This is a genomic window from Streptomyces sp. NPDC001927, assembly GCF_053594455.1.
Genome location: NZ_JBSFEN010000014.1, coordinates 66203 through 89315, shown reverse-complemented (window position 1 = coordinate 89315; position 23113 = coordinate 66203). Strand labels below are relative to the sequence as shown.

General features: G+C 73.5%; 21 protein-coding genes. 9 read left to right on the top strand and 12 right to left on the bottom strand.

Translation table 11 applies throughout. From position 1 onward, the window contains the following. Positions 1-58: 58 nt before the first annotated feature. From ACWCO8_RS32760 to ACWCO8_RS32750, 3 genes are all read left to right on the top strand, one after another. Positions 59-538 carry an N-acetyltransferase family protein gene (locus tag ACWCO8_RS32760; protein WP_451035259.1) on the top strand — a complete coding sequence of 160 codons (480 nt, stop codon included), beginning with the start codon at positions 59-61 and terminating at the stop codon, positions 536-538. A 76-nt stretch (positions 539-614) separates the two neighbouring features. After that, positions 615-1322 carry a DsbA family oxidoreductase gene (locus tag ACWCO8_RS32755; protein ID WP_451035258.1) on the top strand — a complete coding sequence of 236 codons (708 nt, stop codon included), beginning with the start codon at positions 615-617 and terminating at the stop codon, positions 1320-1322. A 100-nt stretch (positions 1323-1422) separates the two neighbouring features. After that, positions 1423-2496 (top strand): aminotransferase class V-fold PLP-dependent enzyme, encoded by a 1074-nt coding sequence (locus tag ACWCO8_RS32750; RefSeq protein ID WP_451035257.1) that lies wholly within the window; start codon positions 1423-1425, stop codon positions 2494-2496. Between the two features lie 60 nt (positions 2497-2556). Here ACWCO8_RS32750 and thpD read toward each other — a convergent pair whose 3' ends face one another. The 4 genes from thpD to ectA are packed head-to-tail and all read right to left on the bottom strand — an operon-like array spanning position 2557 to position 5640. Beyond that, positions 2557-3423 carry an ectoine hydroxylase gene (thpD, locus tag ACWCO8_RS32745; RefSeq protein WP_362016336.1) on the bottom strand — a complete coding sequence of 289 codons (867 nt, stop codon included), beginning with the start codon at positions 3421-3423 and terminating at the stop codon, positions 2557-2559. Between the two features lie 2 nt (positions 3424-3425). After that, positions 3426-3824, bottom strand: a complete 399-nt coding sequence (locus tag ACWCO8_RS32740; RefSeq protein ID WP_362016338.1) for an ectoine synthase — start codon at positions 3822-3824, stop codon at positions 3426-3428. Between the two features lie 32 nt (positions 3825-3856). Continuing rightward, a complete protein-coding gene (gene ectB / locus ACWCO8_RS32735) occupies positions 3857-5125 on the bottom strand; it encodes a diaminobutyrate--2-oxoglutarate transaminase (RefSeq protein ID WP_362016339.1) in 1269 nt (422 codons plus the stop codon). Continuing rightward, on the bottom strand, positions 5122-5640 hold the full coding sequence (ectA, locus tag ACWCO8_RS32730; RefSeq protein WP_451035256.1) for a diaminobutyrate acetyltransferase: 519 nt from the start codon (positions 5638-5640) through the stop codon (positions 5122-5124). The genes ectB and ectA overlap by 4 nt, the downstream gene beginning before the upstream one ends. A gap of 466 nt (positions 5641-6106) precedes the next feature. Here ectA and ACWCO8_RS32725 point away from each other — a divergent pair, with 466 nt between their 5' ends. Then, entirely contained in the window at positions 6107-6754 is a 648-nt protein-coding gene (locus ACWCO8_RS32725) for a hypothetical protein (protein WP_451035255.1), read from the top strand. 40 nt (positions 6755-6794) lie between these two features. Here ACWCO8_RS32725 and ACWCO8_RS32720 read toward each other — a convergent pair whose 3' ends face one another. Next, positions 6795-7895 (bottom strand): pyridoxal-phosphate-dependent aminotransferase family protein, encoded by a 1101-nt coding sequence (locus ACWCO8_RS32720; RefSeq protein ID WP_451035375.1) that lies wholly within the window; start codon positions 7893-7895, stop codon positions 6795-6797. 216 nt (positions 7896-8111) lie between these two features. Here ACWCO8_RS32720 and ACWCO8_RS32715 point away from each other — a divergent pair, with 216 nt between their 5' ends. Together ACWCO8_RS32715 and ACWCO8_RS32710 are read left to right on the top strand one after the other, a co-directional pair. Further along, positions 8112-9629 (top strand): esterase, encoded by a 1518-nt coding sequence (locus ACWCO8_RS32715; protein ID WP_451035254.1) that lies wholly within the window; start codon positions 8112-8114, stop codon positions 9627-9629. A gap of 41 nt (positions 9630-9670) precedes the next feature. After that, positions 9671-10756 carry an amidohydrolase family protein gene (locus ACWCO8_RS32710; protein WP_362016347.1) on the top strand — a complete coding sequence of 362 codons (1086 nt, stop codon included), beginning with the start codon at positions 9671-9673 and terminating at the stop codon, positions 10754-10756. Between the two features lie 16 nt (positions 10757-10772). On the opposite strand, the gene ACWCO8_RS32705 is transcribed toward ACWCO8_RS32710, so the two are convergent. Continuing rightward, positions 10773-11378: a GNAT family N-acetyltransferase gene (locus tag ACWCO8_RS32705; protein ID WP_362016349.1), complete on the bottom strand. Its 606-nt coding sequence runs from the start codon at positions 11376-11378 to the stop codon at positions 10773-10775. Then, positions 11362-13539, bottom strand: coding sequence for a penicillin acylase family protein (locus ACWCO8_RS32700; RefSeq protein ID WP_451035253.1), 2178 nt, complete (start codon positions 13537-13539; stop codon positions 11362-11364). Before ACWCO8_RS32700 ends, ACWCO8_RS32705 begins: the two co-directional genes overlap by 17 nt. A 64-nt stretch (positions 13540-13603) precedes the next feature. Here ACWCO8_RS32700 and ACWCO8_RS32695 point away from each other — a divergent pair, with 64 nt between their 5' ends. Both ACWCO8_RS32695 and ACWCO8_RS32690 read left to right on the top strand, forming a co-directional pair. Continuing rightward, positions 13604-14329 (top strand): siderophore-interacting protein, encoded by a 726-nt coding sequence (locus ACWCO8_RS32695; RefSeq protein ID WP_451035252.1) that lies wholly within the window; start codon positions 13604-13606, stop codon positions 14327-14329. A gap of 316 nt (positions 14330-14645) precedes the next feature. Next, positions 14646-15632 carry an SCO1860 family LAETG-anchored protein gene (locus tag ACWCO8_RS32690; RefSeq protein ID WP_451035251.1) on the top strand — a complete coding sequence of 329 codons (987 nt, stop codon included), beginning with the start codon at positions 14646-14648 and terminating at the stop codon, positions 15630-15632. A gap of 115 nt (positions 15633-15747) precedes the next feature. On the opposite strand, the gene cobC is transcribed toward ACWCO8_RS32690, so the two are convergent. Further along, positions 15748-17304: an Rv2231c family pyridoxal phosphate-dependent protein CobC gene (gene cobC / locus ACWCO8_RS32685; protein WP_451035250.1), complete on the bottom strand. Its 1557-nt coding sequence runs from the start codon at positions 17302-17304 to the stop codon at positions 15748-15750. Beyond that, a complete protein-coding gene (locus ACWCO8_RS32680; RefSeq protein WP_451035249.1) occupies positions 17301-18179 on the bottom strand; it encodes a hypothetical protein in 879 nt (292 codons plus the stop codon). The genes cobC and ACWCO8_RS32680 overlap by 4 nt, the downstream gene beginning before the upstream one ends. Positions 18180-18242: 63 nt before the next feature. Between ACWCO8_RS32680 and ACWCO8_RS32675 the strand changes: the two genes are divergently transcribed. Next, on the top strand, positions 18243-18971 hold the full coding sequence (locus ACWCO8_RS32675) for a ZIP family metal transporter (protein ID WP_362016361.1): 729 nt from the start codon (positions 18243-18245) through the stop codon (positions 18969-18971). Between the two features lie 2 nt (positions 18972-18973). Here ACWCO8_RS32675 and ACWCO8_RS32670 read toward each other — a convergent pair whose 3' ends face one another. From ACWCO8_RS32670 to ACWCO8_RS32660, 3 genes are read right to left on the bottom strand one after another with little or no spacing between them, the layout of a single operon-like run. Further along, positions 18974-20338: a cobyrinate a,c-diamide synthase gene (locus ACWCO8_RS32670; RefSeq protein WP_451035248.1), complete on the bottom strand. Its 1365-nt coding sequence runs from the start codon at positions 20336-20338 to the stop codon at positions 18974-18976. Further along, positions 20332-20940, bottom strand: coding sequence for a cob(I)yrinic acid a,c-diamide adenosyltransferase (gene cobO / locus ACWCO8_RS32665; protein WP_158986079.1), 609 nt, complete (start codon positions 20938-20940; stop codon positions 20332-20334). The genes ACWCO8_RS32670 and cobO overlap by 7 nt, the downstream gene beginning before the upstream one ends. Then, positions 20940-22967: a putative cobaltochelatase gene (locus tag ACWCO8_RS32660; RefSeq protein WP_451035247.1), complete on the bottom strand. Its 2028-nt coding sequence runs from the start codon at positions 22965-22967 to the stop codon at positions 20940-20942. The genes cobO and ACWCO8_RS32660 overlap by 1 nt, the downstream gene beginning before the upstream one ends. Between the last annotated feature and the right edge of the window lie 146 nt (positions 22968-23113).

The window sequence follows — 23113 nt, the reverse complement described above, 5'->3', positions numbered from 1 at the left end:
TGACCGACAGGTCGCGGGCCACGCAACCGCCGCCCCGCCCCCGCGCGTCCCCGTTGTCATGATCAGAACCGCGACCCCCGCCGACCTCGACGCCATCGCCGCCCTGCACCTGGAGGCCCGCTCCACGTACTACAGCGGCCACATCCCCGACACCGAGTTCGCCGGACCCGAGGAGCTCGCCCGCGCCCGGGAGGGGTGGAGCAGGGCCGTGGAGCGGGGCGACGTGCTCGTCGCGGAGCGGGACGGGGGCCCGGCCGGCGTCGCCGCGTACAGCAGGGGCGACGACGGTACGGTCACGCTCACGCAGCTCCACGTCCGCCCCGACCACTGGCGCCGGGGCATCGGCACCGAGCTGCACGCGGCCTGCCTGGACGTCTGGCGCGCGGAGGGCTTCGCCGAGGCCCGCCTCCTCGTCTTCGAGGAGAACGAACGGGCCCGGTCCTTCTACACCGCCCACGACTGGGCCCCGGACCCCGACACCCCACGCTCGGGCACCCACCTCGTGCTCCGTCTCACAGTCGCGCCCAGGGCGGAATGAATCCGGCGGGGGCGGGTGTTTCCGCCCTCTGAAGACCACCCGGAACACACCCCTCGAACCCGGAGAGAAGCCGAACATGCGCGTCGAGATCTGGAGCGACATCGCCTGCCCGTGGTGCTACATCGGCAAGGCCCGCTTCGAGAAGGGGCTCGCGGCCTTCGCCCACCGCGACGACATCGAGATCGTGCACCGCTCCTTCGAGCTGAACCCGAACCTGCCCAAGGGCGTCACCGCGCCGGTGGTCGACACGCTGGCGAAGAAGTACGGGCGGACCCTGGACGAGGCCCGCGCCATGGAGGAGCACGTCGCCTCCAACGCGCACTCCGAGGGCCTCGAGTACCGCACCGAGGGCCGCGACTCCGGCAACACCTTCGACGTCCACCGTCTGCTCCACCTCGCCAAGGAGCGCGGCCGGCAGAACGAGCTGCTCGACCTCGCCTACCGCGCGAACTTCGTCGAGGACCGGTCCGTCTTCGACGCCGAGACGCTCGTCCGGCTCGGGGTCGAGGCCGGCCTCGACGAGACCGAGGTCCGTGCCGTGGTCGCCGACGAGACCGCGTACGCGGCGGAGGTACGGGCGGACGAGCGCGAGGCGGCCGAACTCGGCGCCAACGGCGTGCCGTTCTTCGTCCTCGACCGCCGCTACGGCATCTCCGGCGGCCAGCCCGCCGAGGTCTTCACCCAGGCCCTGGAGCAGGCGTGGCAGGGCCGGACGGTCCTGCAGCCGGTCGGCGGCGGCGCCGACGACACCGCTCCGGCCTGCGACGTGGACGGCAACTGCTAGCACCGCTCAGGCCCCGGACCTGGGCTTATAAGCGCCGGTTGGGGCTTCCCCATGATCATTCGCCATTGACGAAGGGTCGGGGGAAGCCCAGTCTGGGGCCATGGATGCCACGGATGCCACGGATGTCATCGAACCCCTCGGCGGAGCCGAGTTCGCGCCCCGGGGGACGTACCTCAACACCTCCACGTGCGCGCTGCTCCCGCGCCGCACCGTCGAGGCCGTCGCCCGGCTCTGCGAGGAGGTCGCGGCGGGCAACCCGGACGGCTCCGGCAGCTTCGACATCGTCGACGAGGCCCGCGCCACGTTCGCCCGGCTCACGGCCGTCCACCCGGACCGGGTCGCCGTCGGCAGCTCGGTCTCCGTCCACGCCGGGCTGATCGCGCAGTCGATGCCCGCCGGGGCCGAGATCCTCTTCCCCGAGGGCGACTTCTCCTCGCTGATCACCCCGTTCACGATCCGCGGCGACCTCAAGACCCGCTTCGTCCCCCTGGAGCGGCTCGTCGAGTCCGTCCGCCCCGAGACCGCGCTCGTCGCCTTCTCGTCCGTCCAGTCGGCGGACGGCCGGACGGTGGACTTCGCGGCGGTACGGGCGGCGGCGGCCGCGCACGGGGCCCGTACGCTCCTCGACGCCACCCAGTCGGCGGGCTGGCTGCCGCTGCGCGCGGGGGAGTGGGACTACACGGTGTCCGGCGGCCACAAGTACCTGCTCTGTCCGCGCGGGGCGTCCTTCCTCACCGTCACCGAGGAGGCGCAGGACTCGCTGACGGCCATCCACGCGGGCTGGGTCACGGGCGAGGAGCTGTGGGCCAACAGCTACGGGCCGGTGCGTGAACTGGCCGCCTCCGCGCGGCGGTTCGACGAGCCGCCGGCGTTCCTCTCGTACCACGGGGCGGCCCGTTCGCTCGCGCTGCTCGAAGAGATCGGCATCGAGCGGATCGAGGTCCACAACAAGGCCCTCGCCGCCCGCTTCCGCGCCGGCCTCGTGGAGCTCGGCCACGCCCCCGTGCCGGACGTCTCCGGTGTGGTGGGCGTGCCGGGCCTCGGCGACCGGCTGCCCGACCTGCGTGCCGCCGGCGTCCTGATGGCCGCCCGCGCGGGCAACCTGCGGGCGTCCTTCCACCTCTACAACGGCACGGCGGACGTCGACCGCGCCCTTGAGGTCCTGGCGGGCTGAGACGCGGATGGGGGGAGGGGGCCGTCCGGCCCCCTCCCCCCACCCGTCACCCGAGGGCCCTCAGCGCACCGGGGTGAAGTCCCGCGCCCCGATGAACTCGGGTCGGCGCACCGGCGCCGCGAACGGCTCCACCGCCGCGTTCTCCACGCTGTTGAAGACGAGGAAGACGTTGCTGCGCGGATACGGCGTGATGTTGTCGCCCGAACCGTGCATGGCGTTGCAGTCGAACCAGGTCGCCGAGCCCGCCCGGCCCGTGAAGAGCCGGATGCCGTGCGCGTCCGCGAGCGAGGTCAGCGCCTCGTCCGACGGGGTGCCCGCGTCCTGCATCTGCAGCGAGCGCTTGTAGTTGTCCTTCGGGGTCGCGCCCGCGCAGCCGAGGAACGTCCGGTGCGAGCCCGGCATGATCATCAGGCCGCCGTTGGTGTCGTGGTTCTCGGTCAGCGCGATCGACACCGACACCGTGCGCATCCGCGGCAGGCCGTCCTCCGCGTGCCAGGTCTCGAAGTCCGAGTGCCAGTAGAACCCGGAGGCGCCGAAGCCCGGCTTCACGTTGATCCGCGACTGGTGGACGTACACGTCCGAGCCGAGGATCTCGCGGGCCCGGCCCACCACCCGCTCGTCCCGGACCAGCCGGGCGAAGACCTCGCTGATCCGGTGCACCTCGAAGACGGACCGTACGGTCGACGTCCTCGACTCGACGATCGCCCGCGGATCGGACCGTACGGCCGGATCGGCGACCAGCCGGTCCAGCTCGCGGCGGTACTCGGCGACCTCGTCGTCGGCCAGCAGCTCCGGTTCGACGAGGAAGCCGTCCCGGTCGAACGACTCCAGGCCCGGGGCGTCGCCCCACACCACCGGGTCCCGGCGGGCCGTGAGCACCTCGGCGGCGCCGCGGGTCGGGTACAGGTCGGTCAGTACGTCCGTCATGATCAGCCCTCCTCCGTGAGCAGGGGGTACACCCCGTTCTCGTCGTGGTCCTCCCGCCCGGTGACCGGCGGGTTGAAGACGCAGACGCAGCGGAAATCGGTCTTGGGGCGCAGAGTGTGCCGCTCGTGGCCGTCGAGCAGATACATCGTGCCCGGGGCGATCCAGTGCGTCTCGCCGGTCTCGTCGTTCGTCAGCTCGGCCTCGCCCTCGACACAGAGGACGGCCTCGATGTGGTTGGCGTACCACATGGACGTCTCGGTGCCCGCGTAGAGCACGGTCTCGTGCAGCGAGAAGCCGACCCGCTCCTTGGCGAGGACGATCCGCTTGCTCTCCCAGGTGCCGGAGGCGGCTCGCACATGGCGTTCGGTGTTCTCGATGTCCTTGAACGATCGGACGATCACGGTGGTACAACTCCCTTTCGGTCAGCGGTTGTTCAGGCGGTCTCGCGGACCGCGCGGGACAGTGTGCTCAGCCCCTCGTCCAGCTCCTCCGGCGTGACGGTCAGCGGCGGGAGGAGTTTGACGACCTGGCTCTCCGGGCCCGAGGTCTCGAGCAGCAGCCCCAGTTCGAAGGCGCGGGCGCAGACCTTCGACGCCCGGGTCCTGTCGGCGAACTCCAGGCCCCACACCAGGCCACGGCCCCGGTAGTGCGCGCCGTCCGCCGAGTTCTCCTCGCACAGGGCGAGCAGTGTCTGCTCGACCTGCTCGCCGCGCGCCAGGGTCTGCTTCTCCATCTGGCCGTCGGCCCAGTACGTGTCGAGCGCGGCGGCGGCCGTGACGAAGGCCGGGTTGTTGCCCCGGAAGGTGCCGTTGTGCTCGCCGGGCTCCCAGACGTCCAGCTCCGGCCGGAACAGGCAGAGCGACATCGGCAGGCCGTACCCGCTGATCGACTTCGACAGCGTGACGATGTCCGGGGTGATGCCGGCCTCCTCGAAGGAGAAGAAGGCGCCGGTACGGCCACAGCCCATCTGGATGTCGTCGACGATCAGGAGCATGTCCTGGCGCCGGCACAGATCGGCGAGCTCCCGCAGCCACTCGGCGCGGGCCACGTTGATGCCGCCCTCGCCCTGGACCGTCTCCACGATCACCGCGGCGGGCTTGTTCAGGCCGGAACCCTGGTCCTCGAGCAGTCGCTCGAACCAGAGGAAGTCCGGGGTCTGCCCGTCGAGGTAGTGGTCGAACGGCATCGGGGTGCCGTGGACCAGCGGGATCCCGGCGCCGGCCCGCTTGAAGGCGTTGCCGGTGACGGCGAGCGAACCGAGCGACATGCCGTGGAAGGCGTTGGTGAAGGAGACGACGGACTCGCGGCCCTTCACCTTCCGTGCCAGCTTCAGCGCGGCCTCGACGGCGTTGGTGCCGGTCGGGCCCGGGAACATCACCTTGTACGGCAGGGAGCGCGGCTTCAGCACGACCTCCTGGAAGGTCTCCAGGAAGGTCCGCTTGGCGGTGGTCGCCATGTCGAGACCGTGGGTGATCCCGTCGCGTTCCAGGTAGTCGATCAAGGCCCGTTTCAGTACGGGGTTGTTGTGGCCGTAGTTGAGCGAGCCGGCGCCGGCGAAGAAGTCGAGGTACTCGTGGCCGTCCTCGTCGGTCAGGCGCGCGCCGTTCGCACGGTCGAAGACGGTGGGCCAGCCGCGGCAGTAGCTGCGCACCTCCGACTCCAGGGTCTCGAAGACGCTCAGGGCGGGCGGGGTGATGGTCACAGCGAAGCTCCGTTGGGGTGGAAGGGGCCGATGCGGTACAGGACTTCGGGCTGGTGGGTGCCGTTGGCGGTGTCGGGGAACAGACGCCCGTCGAAGAGGACCTCGCGCTCCAGACAGAGTCCGTGCCGGGCGGCGTACGCGGTGAAGAGCCGGTCCGAGGGCGTGTTGTCGGGGGTCACCGTCGTCTCGATCGCCTCGGGGGAGACCCGGGCGGTCAGCGCGTCGAGCAGTACCCCGGCCAGGCCCCGCCCGCGGTGCGTCTCGTCGACGGCGATCTGCCAGACGACGAGGGTGTCGGGCCGGTCGGGGCGCAGGTACCCGGTGACGAAGGCGACCGGGTCGCCGTCGGCGGCGCGCGCGACCAGCGAAGTGGCGGCGAAGTCGCGGCACCACAGCAGGTAGCTGTACGAGGAGTTCAGGTCGAGCGCCTGAGAATCGCGGGCGATGCGCCAGATCGCGGCTCCGTCCTCCACGCGTGGGCTTTCCAGTGTCATGGCTGCTTGTGCTGCGGTCATGGCGAGGGAATTTACCGATCACATTCTCGGAATGCACGGGGCGGAGGGGTGTGCTGGAGAAGGCGGATGTGTTATTCGCGCGAGCGTGAATCGGTCCCATTCTGTCCGTATAAATCCGGGCGGAACGGGCGCTATGTGGAGTCCGTCACACGCGCGGAAATGAGCCGGAATCGCTGACGAAACCTTGGCGTTTAGGGTCCGGGAAACCGGGCAGAAGAAACGCGGAAGGTGCACGGGGAATTCGAGTGATTAATGCGCGCTCGAATATGCACCGATAATGGCCTTCAAGAATCCCGCTCGTAATGCGCTCCGGGAATGGGCGCGGGCGGCTCCGTGGCGCGGCGGCCGATCCGGTGGGTGCGGCGGCCGCGCGACGGCGAGCCTCGCCGAGGCGGCTGGAGTTCGGATCCCGTGAAGCGGCTCGGCGGGGTGGGGCTCGAGGGTCCACTCGTCCGGACGGCTGAGCGTGCTCGAACAGGTCCACGCGTACCGGGTTCTGGCGGAGGTGAGCCCGAAGGCGTATCTGCCGAAGTTGGTCGACGGGCTGCTCTCGCTGAGCTACGGCAGCGGCAGCCCGGAGGTGGCGCTGACGCTGCGCGCCGAGGCGGTCGAGGCCGCGCGGAGGATCGAGGGCGGGGCGCCGGCCCGGGTGGAACGGCTGTGCAGGGCCCTGGACGCCTGTCAGGCGACCCTGTTCGCCCTGTCGGGGCGGGCCGACGAGGCGCCCGCGAGCGCCGAGTCCCCGATGCCGCCGTTCGGCACCGGCCTCGGATGGTCGAGCGACACGCGTGATGCCTTCCTCGGCGCCCTGCCAGGGCTCGAAACGGAGGCGGCGGGACTGCGCGAGGCCGGCCGACTGCGCGAACTGGTGGACGTCCAGCGCAGAATCGGCATCCGCGTGGCCCTCCGCGAAGGGGGCCACCACTACCGGTTCGAAGAGCGGTTCACGCCGTACTTCGACGAAGGCGTGGCGCTCGCCCGCCGCCTGCCGGACGACCGCGCACGCCTCGCCCGGGCCTTGACGGACCGCGCCATGTTCCTCGTCGTCGCGCGGACCTTCGAGCCCGCGCATGCCGACTTCGCCGAGGCCGTCGCCCTCCTGGACATCCGGTAGCCCCGCCCCGGGCCCCCGCTCCGGGTGGGCCGGGCGCCTCCTAGATCCACGCCTCCGTCACCGCGCGGCGGGTCGCCTCCAGGTCGACCGGGCGGCCCGTCTCGGCGAGGGCCGCGCCCAGGGCCGCCAGGGAGGACTGGACCGCGCCCCGGGTCGCGTCCACGCCGTAGTGGTTGACCCGGATCATCTCCTTCGCCAGCGCCCCGCCGCCCGCGATCAGCGGCAGCGACGGGTCCGCCGCCAGCGCCGCCGCGACCAGCGCCGAGGCGTCCACGCCCTCCGGGGCGCGCAGCGTCGTCGCGACCGGGGCCGCGTCCTTCGCCTCGTGGACGTACGGCTCCAGACCGCCGCCGAGGGCCAGGGCGCCCGCGCGGGTCGCGGCCGCGGCGGACGCGTGACGGGCCATCAGCGCGTCGAGCCCCTCGGACTCGATCCGCTCCACGCACGCCTCGAGGGCGAGCATCTCCAACTGCGCCGGCGCGTGCAGCAGCGCCGTACGGCCGCCGTCGATCCAGCGCTCCTTCCAGTCCAGGAGCGAGAGGTACGAGCGGCGCGGTGCCCGCGGGTTGGCGGCGAACCGCTCCCACGCCCGCTCGCTCACCGAGACCGCCGAGACGCCCGCGGGACCGCCCATCGCCTTCTGTGCGCCGATGATGCACATGTCCACGCCCCACGCGTCCGGCAGCACCGGCTCCGCGCCGATCGACGCCACCGCGTCCAGGTAGAACAGTGCCCCGTGCGCCCGCACGACCTCGCCGATCTCGGCCACCGGGTTCGTGTTGCCGGTCGCCGCCTCCGCGTGCACCAGGGAGACGAAGTCGATCTCCGGGTGCTCGGCGAGCGCCTGCTCCACCTGCGCGGCCGTCACCGCCGCGTGGAAGGGCACCTCCAGGTCCACGACCGTGGCGCCGCAGTCCCGCAGCCAGTTGCCGAAGGTCTGACCGTACGGACCGGTGACGATGTTCAGGGCCGTCGAACCCGGCCGGGCCCCGCTGCGGATGCAGCCCTCGAGCGGCAGCAGCGCCTCGCCCTGGGTGATCACCACGTCCTGCTCGGTGGAGAGCAGGGCGGCGACCCGCCGTTCGATGGACGCGAAGTGCGCGGCGGTCAGCGGGGCCAGGTCCAGCAGCGGGTGTGTCACGGTCACGGTGGTGCCTTCTCCGAAAGTTCGAACGTACGAAAAGGGGTCGAGCGTCGGTTCAGCGTACCGAGCCGGTTCCCCGCAGCTTCGGACCATCCGCGCGTACAACCCTCACGGGGCATCCGGTGTCAAACGGTGCGACGGACAAGGGACGGGCCCTTTCCGGACACCCCCGCAGCCGCCCGGATCATCTCTCTTGCATCCAGGAGCCGCTCCATGCGCGCACACCGTTCTACCCACCGCGCCCTCGCCCTCACCGCCGCGACCTTCCTCCTCACCGCCGGCGTCGGGCTCGTCACCGCGCCCGCCGCCCACGCCGGAGTCCCCGGCTCCACCCGCGCGGACGACCGCAACTGCGACTTCGACGGGGACGGTTACGACGACGTCCTCGTCGGCGCGCCCGGCGCGACCGTCGGCGGCAGGCGGGGCGCCGGTCTCGTCACCGTCCAGTACGGCTCCGCCCGGGGCATCGGCACCACCCGCGCCGCCGTCGTCCACCAGAACTCCGCCGGTGTGCCCGGCGCCGCCGAGACCGGGGACGCCTTCGGCCGGGCCGTCGCCACCGGCGACCTGGACGGGGACGGCTACGACGACGCGATCGTGGGCGTCCCCGGCGAGGACATCGGCACCCTGGCCGACGCCGGCGGCGCCGTGATCCTCTGGGGCTCGCCGAAGGGGCTCGTCGGCACCCGCAGCCAGGGCCTCGACAGCCTCCTCGGCCCCACCGCCGGGGCCCGCTTCGGCTCGGCGTTCGCCGCCGCCCGCTTCACCGCGGAGACCCCGGGCGACCAGCTGATCACCCTCGACCGGAACGGCGCCGAACGGCACCTGTTCGCCGCCGCCCCGCAGCCGGGCGCGACCGTCCGCACGGACCGAGGCACCGCGTTGAACGGCTCGGCCCGCACGGCCGACGAGTGGCGCGACATCTCCGAACGGTCCGTCACCACCGGCGACTACGACCGCAACGGCTTCGCCGACCTCGTGATCAGCGGGGTCTCCACCGGCACCGAACCCGGCCACGGCTGGTCCTGGTACCTCTCCGGACACGCGGACGAACTGCGCTACGAGCGCGCCCTGCGCGGCGGACCGGTCGCCGCCTCCGGGGACATCAACGGCGACGGCCACGACGACCTCGTCACGGGCGAGCCGCACAGCCCGGACGACGGCGGCGAGTCGATGACCGGCGGCATGGTCGGCGTCTACCTCGGCGGCCCCTCAGGACCGGCCGGCGTCGAGGGGCCCGGCACCCCGCCGCGCTGGTGGACCCAGGACTCCCCGGGCGTCCCGGGCGCCTCCGAGCGCGGCGACGGCTGGGGCTCCGACCTCTCCGTCGCGGACACGAACGGCGACGGCTACGCGGACGTGGCGATCGGCGCGCCCGAGGAGGACATCGGCACCGTCGTCGACGCGGGCATGGTCACCGTCCTGCGCGGCACCCGCGCCGGGCTCACCGCCACCGGCGCCCAGTCCTGGACCCAGGACTCGCCGTCCGTGCCCGGCGCGGTCGAGCGCGCCGACCGGTTCGGGGCGCAGGTCAGGCTCACCGACCCGAACGGCGACCGCCGCTTCGGACTCCTCGCCGCCGCCCCCGGCGAGAACACCGGCGACGGGCACATCTGGGTCTTCTCGGCCGGTACGGGTGGGCTGACGGCGGCGGGCTCGTGGACGTACTCCGCCGGCTCCCTCGGCGGACCGGCGGTGGACGCCGCCTTCGGGGCCGCGATCGACGAATGAGCCGTCTTCAGCGGGGTGCCCGCCCCTCGTAGAGTGCAGACATGAGCGATCACGTGGTGCTGCATGTGAAGGGGCGGGTGCTCGTCGGCCCGGAGGACGTACGGGACGAGCTCTGGGCGGTCGACGGGCGCGTCACGTACACCCGACCGTCCGGCGAGGCGCTCACGATCGAGGGCTGGGCCCTGCCGGGCCTGGTCGACGCGCACTGCCACGTCGGCCTGGACCAGCACGGCCCGGTCGACGCCGGCACGGCCGAGAAGCAGGCGCTGACCGACCGGGACGCGGGCACGCTCCTGATCCGTGACGCGGGCTCGCCGTCCGACACCCGGTGGATCGACGAGCGCGAGGACCTGCCGAAGATCATCCGCGCCGGCCGGCACATCGCCCGCACCCGTCGCTACATCCGCAACTACGCCCACGAGATCGAGCCCGAGGACCTGGTCGCGTACGTCGGGCAGGAGGCCCGGCGCGGCGACGGCTGGGTCAAGCTCGTCGGCGACTGGCTCGACCGGGAGGCCGGCGACCTGGGCGCCTGCTGGCCCCGCGCCGAGGTCGAGGCGGCGATCGCCGAGGCCCACCGGCTCGGGGCGCGGGTCACCGCGCACTGCTTCGCCGAGGACTCGCTGCGGGACCTGGTGGAGGCGGGCATCGACTGCATCGAGCACGCCACAGGCCTCACCGAGGACACGATCCCGCTCTTCGCCGAGCGAGGCGTCGCGATCGTCCCGACGCTCGTCAACATCGCCACGTTCCCGAAGCTCGCGCAGGGCGGTGAGCAGAAGTTCCCGCGCTGGTCGGCGCACATGCGGCGGCTGTACGAGCGCCGGTACGACACCGTCCGCTCGGCGTACGACGCCGGTGTCCCGGTCTTCGTCGGCACGGACGCGGGCGGCTCCCTGGCCCACGGCCTGGTCGCGGCCGAGGTCGAGGAGCTGGTCAAGGCGGGCATCCCGCCGATCGAGGCCCTCTCGGCGACCACCTGGGGCGCCCGCTCCTGGCTGGGCCGCCCCGCCCTGGAGGAGGGCGCCCCCGCGGACCTCGTCGTCTACGGCGAGGACCCCCGCGCGGACGTCCGCGTACTCGCGGCGCCGCGCAGGGTCGTCGTGAACGGGCGCGTGATCGGCTGACCGCCCCCTCGGGGTGTCAGCGGGTGAGGAACGCCAGACGGGCGCGCTTCTCCGGGATGAAGACCTCGGGCAGGTCCACCTCCGGCAGGACGACCTCGGGGCCCAGCTCGAAACCGGCCCGCACCAGCCGGGCGATCGCCTTCTCGTTGGCGGCGTCCGGCTCGGCGACGGCGCGCGTGCGGCCGTTCAGCGCGAACGCGGTCAGCGCGACGAAAAGGCGGGCGGAGAAGCCCGGTTCGGGGGTGGCCGCGGGGGCGATCAGGATGTGCACGCCGATGTCGCCGGGCTCCACCTCGTAGCACTCGGAGACGCGGTCGGCGGAGGGCTCGTACGTCTGGAAGAGCGCGACCGGCTCGCCGTCCCGCCGGACCAGGAAGCCGTGGTGCGTGGTGAGCGTGTCCAGGTGGGCGTAGATCTCCCGTACCTGGTCGACGGTGGTGCCGCCCATGCCCCAGAAGCGGGCGCGGTCCTCGTTGACCCAGCCGTGGACGAGGGCGGCGTCGCGGTCGGGGTCGACGGGGTCGATCCGGACGGTGCCGAAGCCCTCGACGGCCTGGACGTGGACCGGCTCGACCTGTCTGATCGGTCCGGCCGGTCCGGTCGGCTCAGTGGCGGTCGTCATGCGGGTGCTCCTTGGTGAGGTGGTGCCAGTCGGTGGTGACGGGGGCGAGTCCGCCCCGCAGCCACAGGGGGAGTTGGTCGCGGTGGTGGGGGTCGTCGGCGACCCCGGAGGCGCCGAACGGCACGATCCACAGGCTCTTGTCGCGGTCGGCCAGGTCCCAGACGTAGCGGGCGGCCGAGGCGCGGGCGCTGCGGTCGGTGTAGCCGGGCACGCTGGTCGAGGACATCACGCAGTCGTGGTCCCCGGAGAGGCCGGGCCAGTCGGCGTCGTCCTCGTCCTCGTCGGGGAGCGCCTGCCACGGCGCGAGCCGGTGCGTGACGCCCCAGGCGGGCGGCTCCTCACCGGCGGCGATCTCCTCCAGGGCCTCGCGGACGATCTCGGCGACATCGGCGGCCGGTACGGGGCCGGAGGACAGCAGCGTCTCCAGGGCCAGGGCCACCCGCGGCCCGAGGGCCAGCCAGGGCTGGAAGACCGCGGGGTACGGGGCGGGCTTCCGGAGCGCCGCGAACGCCGGGTGCGCGGTGAGCCGCCGGACGACGGCGCCGCGCACGGCGGCGTACAGACCGGCGTCGGTGCTGTCGGCGTCCATCCGGCGGTCCCACGCGAGCAGCCGGTCGCGGACGGCGAGGGCGGCGGGGGAGAGGGCGGGGGCGTCGGCGTCGCTGTCCGGGGCCGTCGCGCGGATCGCCGCCAGCAGGCGGGCCGCCGAGGGGTTGTCGGTGTCGGTGTGGATGCCGGCCATCGCCTCGGGCGTCCAGGCCGTCGAGGCGTCGAGCAGCGCGTCGATCCGGGCCGCCCGGTGCGGCGGGGCGAACTCGATGCCGAGCGGCGCCGCGAGACCGCGCGCGTTGGCCATGACGGCGTGGCCCTCCACCTCCGCGCGCGGCGTCGGTACAGCGGCGCCGTCCCGCCAGTCGTGCGCGGCCTCCCAGGCGGGCACCACCCGAACGGAGTTGGCGTGGTCGCGGACGGGGACGTACCCGGCGACCCGGTGCAGCAGGCCGCCGTCCACGTCGGCGGCCATGACGACGTTGACCGGCTCGACCCAGCCGTCGACGGCCCGGTCCACGTCCGCGACGGTCCGGGCGGCGAGCAGCTCGGGCAGCACCGCGAACCCCAGCTCGCCGGTCACGCGCGGCGGGTACCGCAGGCTGATCGCCTCCCAGACACCACCCTCGGCTCCTTCGGCTCCTTCGGCGCCCTCGGCTCCGACCGGACCTCCGATCGGGCCGCCGTCCGGGCCGATGATCACCGGGCCGCGCTCGGTCTCGATCACCTCGATCCCGACCGGGTCGCCGCCCGCGACCTCCACCGTCTCCCGGTGCACGGACGCCGGGTACCAGCCGTCCGGGCCCAGCGCCTCCACGCCGCCGTCGGCGGTCCGCCGGAGCCGCTCCCGGTAGACGTCCTGGTAGTCGGACATGGCGTTGGTGATCGCCCAGGCCACACCTCCGGTGTGGCCGAAGTGGGCGAGGCCCGGGACGCCCGGGACCGCCAGGCCGAGCACGTCGTACTCCGGGCACGCGAGGCGGATCTGCTGGTACACCCCGGGCGCCTCGATGAAGCGGTGCGGGTCGCCCGCGATGATCGCGGAGCCGCTCGCCGTCCGGGCGCCGGAGACGATCCAGCCGTTGGAGCCGGAGGTCCCCGGGCCGTCCGTGGCGAACAGCTCCGTCCACTCCTCGCCCAGCCGGCGCGCGACCTCCTCCCGCCACAGCTTGGCGGGGAAGCCCGCGAACAGGATGTGCGTGGTGAGCCAGACCGCCAGCGGCGTCCACGGCACCCAGCGGCCCGGGGCGAGCCCCACCCGCGCGAACTGGCCCGCGCGCGCCGCGCCTTCCGGCAGGCCCGCGTTGACCCCGTCCACGTACGCCCGGACCCAGCGCGCCGTCCGCTCGTCCAGCCGGTCGAAGCAGCGGCGCGCGGTGTCGGCGAGCCTGGCCTGGCGCGCGAAGGTGTCCCAGCCGGTCTCGCCGGCGCCGAGGAACGCGGCCGTCGTGCCCTGCGCCCGGTGCCGCTCGACCTCCAGCTGCCAGGCCCGGTCCACCGCCGTCACCCGTCCCTGCGCGAAGGCGAGTTCGTCCGGATCGGTGCCCCGCAGATGCGGAACGCCCCAATCGTCCCGGTAGACCTCGATACCCACTCCGACCCCGATCCTCATTCGCAATGCTTAGGTTAGGCTGACCTAAATTAATCTACAGGTAACGCATGGGGAGGCGATCGCGGTGGGGCATGGCTGGGAAGGTGTGGTCCTGAAGCTGTTCCGGGGGCGGGACTTCACGTTCACCGTGACCGGGGGCGAGCAGGTCAACGAGCACTACCGCCGGGTGCACCTGACGGACGGCGGCCTCCTCGCCGCCGCCGGCGTCCACCCGACGATGTGGGTACGGCTCTGGTTCGAGAACGCGGGCAAGCCGCACCAGCGCGCCTACACCCTCGTCGACCCCGACCAGGAGGCCGGCACCTTCAGCCTGGAGTTCGCCCTCCACGACGGCGCCGCCAGCGACTGGGCCCGCTCCTGCGCCCCCGGCGACACCATCGAGGCGACCCTCCAGGGCACCGGCTTCACCGCCCCCGAGCCCCGGCCCGGCCGGATGTTCGTGATCGGCGACCCCGCCTCGCTGCCCGCCATCAACTCGCTCCTCGACTCCGCGCCCGACGTCCCGGCCACCCTCTGGTTCGAGACCTCGCACGACGCCGACGAGGAGCTGCCGCTGCGCCTCGACGCGGACCGCCACGAGCTGCGCCGGGTCCCGCGCCAGGGCGGCGGCGCCGCGCTCGTCGAGCGGGTGCGCGGCGACCTCCCCGAGCTCCTCGAGAAGGGCGAGGACCCGTACGTCTGGATCGCCTGCGACACGGCGACCACCCGCACCCTCGCCGCGTACGTCCGCAAGGAGCTCGCGCTCCCCAAGGAGCGGGTCCACTCCCTGGGCTACTGGCGCGCCTCCTGATCCGGCCCGCGACGCCGCCCGCCGCCGGTGCGTCGGGTTGACCGTCCGTTACCGGAGGTCAGTGGGCGTCGTTGAAGCACTTCCGGTGTGCGCCCCGCGCGATTCGCAACGCGCGGGGCGTGCGGGAACGCGTGTGCCGAAAGAATCGAATATGGGCGCGGAAACCCCCCTTTGGAGTGAACTCGCGCCAGGTGTCTGCCAGTTCACCCTCCGTGCGTAAAGATTCCGGTGTCTCAAGTCGCCGAGACCGCGTCGACCCCGTGTCCCCGTGGTGAGCGGTCGGCGACGCCATGTCTCTTGTGGGGGTTCCACCATCTTGAACAGCAACACCTTCCGCATGCCCGTACGTTGCACCGCCGCCGCGGCGACCGCCGTCGCGCTGGCCGTCGGGCCCGTGGTCCTCCTGGCCCCCGCGGCCCACGCCACCGGCGGCGGCGAGGGGCGCGCGACCGCCGTCGTCCTGCGCACCGGTCTCGACGTCTCCCTGCTCAACAAGTCGGTCGACGTGCCGCTGCGCGCCTCTCTCAACGAGGTCAAGGCGCCGGAGACCGAGAACAAGACCGCGCTGACCGTCAAGGTGGAGGGCGCCGAGAACGGCAAGCCGATCGACGTGCTGCGCGCCGACGTCGCCACGTCGAAGGCCACGGTGGGCAAGGACAAGGCCGAGGGGTACGTCAACCTGGTCAAGGCCCGCGTCCACGTCCCCGGAGTGCCCCTGCTCTCCCTGATCGAGGTCCAGAAGGTCACCGCCAAGGCGCTCTGCGAGACCGGCAAGCAGCCGGTCGCCGAGGCGAACCTGCTCGGGCACGTGACCGTCCTCGGCAAGAAGACCACCCTGTCGACGGCCGGCCAGACCAAGGTCAGCGTGCCGGGTGTCGGCGAGGTGGTCCTCGACCTGTCCCGTACGTCCACCACCTCGCGTACCGCCGCCGCCACCGCCCTCGAACTGAAGGTGGAGGTCAACCCGCTGAAGCTCGGCGTCGCCGAGGTCAAGGGCACCGTCACGCTCGCCGAGGCCACCTGCGAGACGCCGAAGGGCACGAAGCCCACCGAGAAGCCGACCGAGAAGCCCACGGAGGAGCCGACCGGTCAGCCGACCGAGCAGCCCTCGAACGAGCCCTCCACCAAGCCCACCGACGCCGGTGGCGTGAAGACCCAGAACGACGGCACCAAGCCCACCGACCAGAACCTCGCCGCGACCGGCGGCAGCTCGATGACCCCGTACCTGGCCGGCGGCGCCATCGTCCTGCTCGGCGGCGGCGCGGGAGCGCTCGTCCTGGCCCGCAGCCGCGCCCGCGGCTGACCGACCCGAGGGGGGAGCCGGGTCCGAGGGGGGACCCGGGGCCCGAGGGGGTAAGGGGAGCAGGCCGGGAGGGCGGTGCCGTCGGCACCGCCCTCCCGCACGCGAAACGGGCCTCTCAGCCCTCTATCAACAGCGCCTGGTCCAGAGCCTGCAGGAAGCGGTTGGTGGTGACCCGGTCCCGCACCGCGAGCCGGAGCCAGTTCCGGTCCAGGCCCGGGAACGTGTCCCCGCGCCGCGCGGCGAAGCCGAGCGCCCGCAGCCGCTCCCGTACCGCGTCTGCGCGATCGATCCGGATCAGAACGAACGGACCCTCCGCCGCCGCCACCGCGCGCACCTCGTCGAACTCCGCGAGCCCCGCGAGCAGATGGGCCCGCTCCACACCGATCCGGTGCGCCGCGAGCTCCGCCTCCGCGAGCGCCGCCCGCGACATGCACGCCTCCGCCGCCACGAGCGCCGGAGTGGACACCGGCCAGAGCGGCTGCGCCCGCTGAAGCAGGGCGATCGTCTCCGGGTGCGCGAGGACGTAGCCGATCCGCAGCCCCGCGAGGCCCCAGGTCTTCGTCAGGCTCCGCAGCACCACGAGACCCGGCACGTCCGTCCGCCCGGCCAGTGATTCCCGCTCGCCCGGCACCGCGTCCATGAAGGCCTCGTCCACGACGAGCGTCCGGCCCGGCCGGGCCAGGGCCGCGATGGCCGTCGCCGGATGGAGCACGGACGTCGGGTTCGTCGGGTTCCCGATCACCACCAGGTCCGCGTCCTCGGGCACGGCCGCCGGATCGAGCCGGAAGCCGTCCTCCTCGCGCAGCAGCACCCGGCGCACCGTGTGCCCCGCGTCGCGCAGCGCCGCCTCGGGCTCGGTGAACTGCGGATGCACCACGACCGGTCGGCGCGCCGGAAGGGCCCGCGCGAGCAGCACGAACGCCTCCGCCGCCCCGGCCGTGAGCAGCACCCGGGCCGCCGGCAGGTCGTGCCGCTCGGCGACCGCGGCCCGCGCGACCCGGCCGTCCGGGTACTGCGCCAGGCCGGTCAGGGAATCGGCGATGCGGGCCCGCAGCCACTCCGGAGGCGTGTGCGTCCGGACGTTGACCGCGAGATCGATCAGTTTCTCGTCCCGTACCTCCGCGTCACCGTGGTGCCGCAGATCGTGGACGTCAGAATGCGCGTGGGTATCCATGGCCGCCGTCGGGTGATGAGTGGGGGGTGTACGGGGCTCCGTCTGACCGTCGATGTACCCCCGCCCCTGGGGCAACAACCGTGCGGCGGCGGCATCTTCGTTCGGACGAAACCGGAGGGACCGGTTTCCGCGGGCGACCGCACAGGTCACACGCGTCGATTTCCGCTTCGGTACGAGCAGCACGGCACCCGGCCCCGCCGCGAGCAGCGCCGCCGCCTCCGCCACCGACGCCGTCCCCGTCGCCGCGAGCGCCGCCCCCGAGGGATGCGGTACGGACACGGCGGCCAACTCCTCGGGCCCGTACGCGCGCAGCGGTACGCCGACGCGCTGGGCCGCGCCCACGATCCCCGGCTCCACCGCCCGCGCCTCCAGCGTCGCGAACGCCACCACGTCCGAGCACGTCAGACCGGCCTCCCGCAGCGCCGCCACCACCGGGGCGAGCACCTCGTCCACGGACACCCCGGACCGCGCGCCGATCCCGACCGTCACCCCGCTCATCGCGTCCCCCAGACCAGACACACCGGCGGCACCGGCACCGCGGCCGGAGCGTCGAGCCGCTCGGACCGCAGCAGCACCCCTTCGGCCGCGAACCCGCAGGACGCGAGCGCCGACCGGACCGGCGCGATCAGCTCCCGGCCGGGCACCGCCACCACCACCGCGCGGCGCGCCCGCCGCGCCGCCGACAGCACGATCGACTCCAGCTCACGGCCACCGCCAGGACCACCCCCGACGAACACCCCGTCCGGATCCGCGAGATGGGTCAGCACCGCCGGCGCCTCCCCGTGCACCGCCCGCACCTCGACCCCGTGCGCTGCCGTGTTCGCCCGCACCCGCTCGACACCCGACACCGTCCGCTCCACGGCGACCGCCGCCGCACCGAGCCGGGCGCACTCGATCGCCACCGCGCCGCAGCCCGAACCGATGTCCCAGACCAGATCCCCGGCCCGCGGCCCGAGCCGCGCGAGCGCCAACGCCCGCGCCTCGTACGGCAGTACGGACCTGCCGGCGCTCCCGGCCGCGAACTCCGCCTCCGGCAGCGCCCAGCGCCCCGGCCCGTTGAGCGGTCCTGTGACCACCGGAGCGGGCCCGTCCTGCCGTGACTCGTCCAGGCAGAGGACCAGGCTCACGCCCTCCCAGCCGCGGCACATCGCCTCCGCGGGCTCCACCCGCTCGAACCGCTCGCGGAAGGGATCGCCGAGCGCCGAGAACACCACGAGCGTCCGCGACGCCACCCGGTGCACCAGCGCCGAGCCCAGCTCGGCGGGGCCGAAGCCCGGCGCGGGCAGCACGGCCACCTTGGGGTGCGCCCGGCAGACGTTCACCGCGCGGTCGGGCACCGAGCCCTCGACGACGACGGCATCGTCCCAGGCCAACCCCAGGCGCCCGAAGGCGAGTCCGATGTGCGCGGATCGCGCCCGATCCGATAGCAAAGGCGCATGGCCGTTTTCGTCGCGCTCGGCGCGTTCCTCATGACGCTCTTCGGCGGCTGGACGGCGCAGCGCGTCACCGACCGACGCCACCTGGTCCTCGGCCTCGCCGGCGGACTGATGCTCGGCGTGGTCGGACTCGACCTCCTGCCGGAGGCCATGGAGGCCGCGGGGGAGAAGGTCTTCGGCGTGCCGCAGGCCTTGCTGCTCTTCGTGGGCGGCTTCCTCTTCGCCCATGTCGTGGAACGGCTGCTGGCGGTCCGTCAGGCCGCGCACGGGGTCGCGGCCGGCGAACGCGTGCCGCAGGTCGGGCTCACCGCGGCGGGGGCGATGGTCGCCCACAGCCTCATGGACGGCATCGCGCTCGGCGCCGCCTTCCAGGTCGGCGGGGGCATGGGCGCGACCGTCGCGCTCGCCGTCATCACCCACGACTTCGCCGACGGGTTCAACACGTACACGATCACCAGCCTCTACGGGAACGCCCGGCGCAAGGCGGTCCTGATGCTGGTGGCGGACGCGGCCGCCCCGATCGTCGGCGCGGCGTCCACGCTGCTGTTCACCCTTCCGGAGGAACTCCTCGGCAGCTATCTGGGCTTCTTCGGCGGCGCCCTGCTCTACCTCGCCGCCGCCGAGATCCTCCCCGAGGCCCACCACGAACACCCGGCCCTCTCCACCCTGCTGTGCACGGTGGCGGGCGTCGGCTTCATCTGGCTCGTGGTGGGTGTGTCGGGCGGCTGATCTCACGCGGCCGGCCCGTTCCCGCAGTGCGCGACGAACCGGGCCGCCGCCTCCGGGGCGCCCGCCCAGTGGGTGTGCACATAACTCGCGTGCACCCCGCCCTGGACGAAGCCCTCCACGCGCCGCTCCGGCTGCCGCAGCCCCCAGGCCGCCTGGGCACCGGCGCCCGGCTCGATCACGGTCCGGTGGAACTCGTGCCCCCGCATCCGCGCCCCGTTCGCCGCGAGCGGACTGTCGCTCACCGCCACGGCGTCCCGGTACCCGAGCGTCAGCCGCTCCGACATCCGCGCCTCCGCGTCGAGCACCCCGCACATGGGCCGCCCGTCCAGCGAACGCGCGAGATACAGCAACCCCGCGCACTCGGCGGCCACCGGCGCACCGGACCCGGCCAACTCGGCGACGGCCTTCCGCAACGGCTCGTTGGCGGACAGCTCGGCACCGTACATCTCGGGGAACCCGCCCCCTATGACAAGCCCGGAGGTCCCCTCGGGCAGCGCCTCGTCCCGCAGTGGATCGAACGTCACCACCTCGGCCCCGGCGGCCGTGAGCAACTCGGCATGCTCGGCGTAGGAGAACGTGAAAGCGGCTCCTCCGGCGACGGCCACCACGGGGCGTGCCCGCCCGACGGCTTCCACCCGAACGGCGCCCACGGGGTCCCAGACCTCCCCGGGCATCGGCGGAGCCGACCGCGCCAGGGCCCACAGCGCATCCAGGTCGCAGCCCTGGAGCACCTGCTCCCCCTGCGCGGCAACCGCCTCGACCGCGGCGGCCTGCCGCTCGGCGACGGGCACAAGACCAAGGTGCCGAGACGGCGTCGCGACCGAAGGCGCCCGCCGCAGCACCCCCATGACCGGCACCCCCGACCCGCCGAGCGCCTCGCGCAGCAGGTGCTCGTGCCGGTCCGACGCGACCTTGTTGAGGATGACCCCGCCGATCCGCACCTCCGGGTCCCAGGAGGCGAACCCGTGCACCAGGGCCGCCACCGACCGGGACTGCGAGGACGCGTCCACGACCAGCACCACGGGCGCCCTGAGGATCTTCGCCACCTGCGCCGTCGACGCCAGCTCGCCCTGGTCGGCAGCCCCGTCGTAGAGGCCCATGACGCCCTCGACGACCGCCAGGTCGCAGCCGCGCGCCCCGTGCTCGAAGAGCGGTGCGATCAGCCCCGTACCGCACATGTACGCGTCGAGGTTCCGGCCCGGCCGCCCCGTCGCGAGCGCGTGGTAGCCCGGGTCGATGTAGTCCGGGCCGACCTTGTGCGGGGAGACCGCGAGCCCACGGCTCGCGAACGCGGCCATCAGGCCGGTCGCGACCGTGGTCTTGCCCGCGCCGGAGGACGGCGCGGCGATGACGAGACGTGCTACCACTCGATGCCCCGCTGGCCCTTCTGACCCGCGTCCATCGGGTGCTTCACCTTCGACATGTCCGTGACGAGATCCGCGAAGTCCACGAGCTCCTGCGGGGCGTTGCGGCCGGTGATGACGACGTGCTGGTGACCGGGCCGGTCGCGCAGGACCTCGACGACCTCCTTGGTGTCGATCCAGCCCCAGTGCAGCAGGTAGGCGAACTCGTCGAGGACGTAGAACTTGTACTTCTCCTCGGCGAGGTCGCGCTTGACCTGCTCCCAGCCCTCGCGCGCCTTGTCCTCGTGGGACTGCTCGCCCTCGGCGACCTCGCGCTGGATCCAGGACCAGCCCTCGCCCATCTTGTTCCAGGTGACGGTCCCGCCCTTGCCGGTCTCGCCGAGCGCCTTGAGGGCGTTCTCCTCGCCGACCTTCCACTTGGCGGACTTGACGAACTGGAACACCCCGATCGGCCAGCCCTGGTTCCAGGCGCGCAGCGCCATGCCGAAGGCGGCGGTCGACTTCCCCTTGCCGACGCCGGTGTGCACCATCACCAGCGCGCGGTTGCGGCGCTGACGGGTCGTGAGACCGTCGTCGGGAACGACGGTCGGCTGTCCCTGCGGCATTAAGCGGCCCTCCTCGTTGCGTGCTCTGCCTGTACGTTCCTGACGAGCCCGGCGATCGAGTCGGCGCGCAGCTCGTCCAGGGTGACGGCCGTGCCGCCCAGTTCGCGGGCGAGGTTCCCGGCGAGCCCGAGCCGTACCGGACCGGTCTCGCAGTCCACGACGACGGCCGCCGTGCCGTCGGCGGCGTGCAGCCGCGCGGCGCGGGCGGCGAGCGCCACCGGGTCGGCGCCGCCGCCGGTCGCCCGGCCGTCGGTGACGACCACGAGCAGCGGCCGGCGCGAGGGGTCGCGCAGCCGCTCGACGCGCAGCACGTCATGGGCCTTGAGCAGCCCCGCCGACAGCGGCGTACGGCCGCCCGTCGGGAGCTGTTCGAGCCGGGCCGCGGCGGCGTCGACCGACGACGTGGGCGGCAGGGCCACCTCGGCGTCCCGGCCCCGGAAGGTCACCAGGCCGACCTTGTCGCGCCGCTGGTAGGCGTCGAGCAGGAGCGAGAGCACCGCGCCCTTCACCGCGCTCATCCGCTGCCGCGCCGCCATCGAACCGGAGGCGTCCACGGCGAAGAGCACCAGGTTCCCTTCCCGGCCCTCGCGCGTCGCCTGCCGCAGGTCGTCCCGGCGGACGACCAGCCCGGGGCCGCTCCGCCCGCGCGCCTTCTGGTGCGGGGCGGCGGCGTGCACGGTCGCGGTCAGGTGCAGCTTGGTCAGCGCGCCCCGGGGCCGCACGGAGCCGGTGGTCCTGCCGTGTTCGGTACGGGCCCGGGAGCGCCGCCCTGCCGCGCCCTCGCCGAGCCCGGGGACGCTGAGCATCTTCGTACGGAACGGCTCGGCGGCCTTGACGGCAGCCCGCTCCCCGGCGCCTCCGGGCCCCTGGGGAGCCGGCGCGGGGGCCTCGTCGGGCCCGGAGTCCTGGGGGACGCCGTCGTCCGGCCCTTCGCCCTGGGGCGGAACACCGCCGCCGGGACCGCCGCCGGGGCCCCCGTCCGGACCCGGATCCGGATCCTCGTCGCCCTCGTCCTCGCCCTTGAACCGCTCCAGGGTCTCGTCGAGCTTGTCCTCGTCGAGCCCCGGCGCGTCGAACGGGTTCCGCCGCCTGCGGTGCGGGAGCGCGAGCAGCGCCGCCTGTCGGACGTCCTCGGAGCTCACCTCCGTGCGCCCGGCCCACGCGGCGAGCGCGGTCGCCGTCCGGGCCATCACGATGTCCGCGCGCATGCCGTCCACCTCGAACGCGGCGCAGGTCGCGGCGATCTGGAGCAGGGCCGCGTCCCCGAGCGCCACGCGGGGCAGCAGCTCGCGGGCCGCGACGATCCGCTCGCGCAGCGCGGTCTCCTCGCCCGCCCAGCGCGCGGCGAACGCGGCCGGGTCGTCGTCGAAGGCCAGCCGCCGCCGGACGACCTCGACCCGCTGCTCGGGCTCGCGGGAGGCCGCTACCTCGACCGTGAGGCCGAACCGGTCCAGCAACTGCGGCCGCAGCTCGCCCTCTTCGGGGTTCATCGTGCCGACGAGCAGGAAGCGGGCCGCGTGCCGTACGGAGACGCCTTCGCGCTCGACGTACGAGGAGCCCATCGCGGCGGCGTCGAGGAGCAGGTCGATCAGGTGGTCGTGGAGGAGGTTGACCTCGTCGACGTAGAGGATCCCCCGGTGCGCGTCGGCCAGCAGGCCGGGCTCGAAGGCCTTCACGCCTTCGGCGAGGGCCCGCTCGATGTCGAGCGCACCGACGAGCCGGTCCTCGGACGCGCCGACGGGCAGCTCGACCATCCGCGCGGCCCGCGCGGCGGCCGGGGCGGTCTCGTGCGGCCCGTCCGGGCAGCCGGGGTCGGGCGAGCCCGGGTCGCAGCTGAACCGGCAACCCGCGACGACGGGCACCTCGGGCAGCAGGTCCGCGAGCGCCCGCACGGCGGTCGACTTGGCGGTCCCCTTCTCGCCCCGCACGAGGACCCCACCCACCGCCGGACTCACCGCGTTGAGCAGCAGCGCGAGGCGCAGGTCGTCCATACCGACGACGGCGGTGAACGGATACCGGGTGCTCATCGGGTGGTCCTCTCTTCGAGTTCGGTTCGTGGATGGGTCTGAATTCTCAGCGGGCCGGTGGCCGCCGACGGCGAGTCACCGCCCACCAGGGCCACCCGCAGGTGTCTGTCAAAGCCGCACGGGTGGTGCGGGTGGGAGCCCAAGCC

Bases quoted from the DNA above. Each gene is read 5' to 3' on its own strand.
- ACWCO8_RS32760 (WP_451035259.1), top strand. From the start codon at position 59: ATGATCAGAACCGCGACCCCCGCCGACCTCGACGCCATCGCCGCCCTG.
- ACWCO8_RS32755 (WP_451035258.1), top strand. From the start codon at position 615: ATGCGCGTCGAGATCTGGAGCGACATCGCCTGCCCGTGGTGCTACATC.
- ACWCO8_RS32750 (WP_451035257.1), top strand. From the start codon at position 1,423: ATGGATGCCACGGATGCCACGGATGTCATCGAACCCCTCGGCGGAGCC.
- thpD (WP_362016336.1), bottom strand. From the start codon at position 3,423: ATGACGGACGTACTGACCGACCTGTACCCGACCCGCGGCGCCGCCGAG.
- ectA (WP_451035256.1), bottom strand. From the start codon at position 5,640: ATGACCGCAGCACAAGCAGCCATGACACTGGAAAGCCCACGCGTGGAG.
- ACWCO8_RS32715 (WP_451035254.1), top strand. From the start codon at position 8,112: ATGCGCGCACACCGTTCTACCCACCGCGCCCTCGCCCTCACCGCCGCG.
- ACWCO8_RS32710 (WP_362016347.1), top strand. From the start codon at position 9,671: ATGAGCGATCACGTGGTGCTGCATGTGAAGGGGCGGGTGCTCGTCGGC.
- ACWCO8_RS32705 (WP_362016349.1), bottom strand. From the start codon at position 11,378: ATGACGACCGCCACTGAGCCGACCGGACCGGCCGGACCGATCAGACAG.
- ACWCO8_RS32700 (WP_451035253.1), bottom strand. From the start codon at position 13,539: ATGAGGATCGGGGTCGGAGTGGGTATCGAGGTCTACCGGGACGATTGG.
- cobC (WP_451035250.1), bottom strand. From the start codon at position 17,304: ATGAGCGGGGTGACGGTCGGGATCGGCGCGCGGTCCGGGGTGTCCGTG.
- ACWCO8_RS32675 (WP_362016361.1), top strand. From the start codon at position 18,243: ATGGCCGTTTTCGTCGCGCTCGGCGCGTTCCTCATGACGCTCTTCGGC.
- cobO (WP_158986079.1), bottom strand. From the start codon at position 20,940: ATGCCGCAGGGACAGCCGACCGTCGTTCCCGACGACGGTCTCACGACC.
- ACWCO8_RS32660 (WP_451035247.1), bottom strand. From the start codon at position 22,967: ATGAGCACCCGGTATCCGTTCACCGCCGTCGTCGGTATGGACGACCTG.